At 55.8% G+C, this 1,671-nt stretch carries 3 protein-coding genes; all 3 read right to left on the reverse strand.

From position 1 onward, the window contains the following. A partial coding sequence (locus tag ACOJB8_RS40995) for a hypothetical protein (RefSeq protein WP_475017950.1) occupies positions 1–190 on the reverse strand: 190 nt, incomplete at its 3' end. A gap of 29 nt (positions 191–219) precedes the next feature. Beyond that, positions 220–591, reverse strand: coding sequence for a type II toxin-antitoxin system VapC family toxin (locus tag ACOJB8_RS41000; RefSeq protein ID WP_342925446.1), 372 nt, complete (start codon positions 589–591; stop codon positions 220–222). After that, the gene (locus ACOJB8_RS41005; protein WP_342925445.1) at positions 588–785 is read right to left on the reverse strand and encodes a type II toxin-antitoxin system VapB family antitoxin; all 198 of its coding nucleotides are present in this window, start codon (positions 783–785) and stop codon (positions 588–590) included. Before ACOJB8_RS41005 ends, ACOJB8_RS41000 begins: the two co-directional genes overlap by 4 nt. Positions 786–1,671: the final 886 nt, after the last annotated feature.

Genomic DNA, 1,671 nt, shown 5'->3' on the forward strand with positions numbered 1-1,671 from the left:
CGTGGCTCCTCGGTTCGTCTTCTTCCGACAACTCTAACCCATTCGCCGGCCCTATGTGCACCAGAGCCCAATACATTATGTCTAGCGCCTTGATCGCTGCAAAACCGTCTTCCGGGTGATGCTGTTCGATGTGATCGACAAGAAGTTGTCCAAGCTCCTGAACCAGGCGCGCGTACTGGTCTTGGGGCATCGTGTTCTTTTCCCTGTTATGTAGTCTCGCTAGTGGCCAAGCACTGCACCGAGGCCAAGTTCGTCAGCAACGTTCTTAAGCCGCTTATCACGCGTCCAGATAGTGACACCGGGTTGCAGGCGTGCCGATGCCAATAGTGACGTATCCACATACCCGATTCCGCGATTGAACAAGCCTTCGCATTCGATCAGATAAAACGTTTCTGCGGGCGTCGCGACTGGCACGCTGGGCAAATCGAGCAGGGCACCGAGCACAACTTCACGGTTGCGCAAACTGCCAAGCGAAATCTCACCGATCACGTAGGGATGAGCCAGTACACGCTCTTCGCCGAGCAGGGTCATCAGCAAAGGATCAGAAGCATTGATGTGGTCGATCCAGACAGAAGTATCGACGAGGATCATTTAGCGTCCTGGCGCCGACGCGGCGCGCCGGTGATGCCCGGTTGGCTCCCCCCAAGATTCGCAAGTCGCTTCGCGGCCTCACGCTGAATCAACGCCTTCAGCGCTTCTCGAACGAGTGCAGTTTTTTCCTCTACGCCCGTGTAGGCCTGAGCCTTGGCAATCAAATCATCATCAAGCGCAATAGTGGTACGCACGGCAAGCTCCTAGATAGATTAGATGGCACATATTATAGCATCATTTGATGCTATAATATGTGCCGCAAGTTTCTTCCGTAACACCCTCTGCTTCGCTGCCCGTTGCGAGCAAACGTGCGTCTGGACGAGGCACGGGCCCAAGTGCCAAACAATTGCCCATCTGACTCTATCCTGACGTGCTGAGAGTTTTTACCTGACGTCAGGAAAGGGTACGCTTCAGGCTGACACGCCCGGTACGGCCCGTCGTCGGTCAGCAGCCGGCCACGAGCCATCGTTCGTCAGTATCGGCTCGGACACCCGGTCGATTGCTTCGCTCAGTAAGCGGCCGTTCTGCAGGCCGACGATACACGGCGAGGATTGCAGCTAGGATTCTAGTGCGTATTTCGGCGAAGCCGAACACGGATTTCGGTTGAAGTCGAACAGGGTTTCCGGAGGAAGGTGAACATCCGTTTCGCTCGAAGACGAACGGTTTCGGGGAATTCCGGAATCGGTGTTCGGCGCTCCGAAACGCGTGTTCATCTTCCCGAAATCGGTGTTCAGCCCGCCGAAACGGCTGTTCACTCCGCCGAAATGCGTGTTCGGTGAGCCGAAACGAAAGGCGCGGTTTTGGTTGGCGGTACTGCGGATGGTTCAATCGGCCGGCGGTTAAGGTTGCTCCTTTTGGGAGAACCCGACGATGCCGGCTCACCGGACGACCATGCGCAAAATAAAAGATGTGCTTCGCCTGAAATGGACCTGTAATCTGTCTCACCGGCAGGTGAGCGGCGCGCTCGGGGTCGGGCTCGGCACCATTACCAAATATTTGCGGTTTTGTCGCAATAACGCGGTCAGGTAAAATCCACCGACGACAACGCATGACAAGCATGATGACAAAGACGAAGACGCC

This window comes from Paraburkholderia sp. BR10141 (assembly GCF_056155635.1).

What these genes read in the sequence shown, in the direction of transcription:
- ACOJB8_RS41000 (WP_342925446.1), bottom strand. Translation starts at nt 591, where the DNA reads ATGATCCTCGTCGATACTTCTGTCTGGATCGACCACATCAATGCTTCT.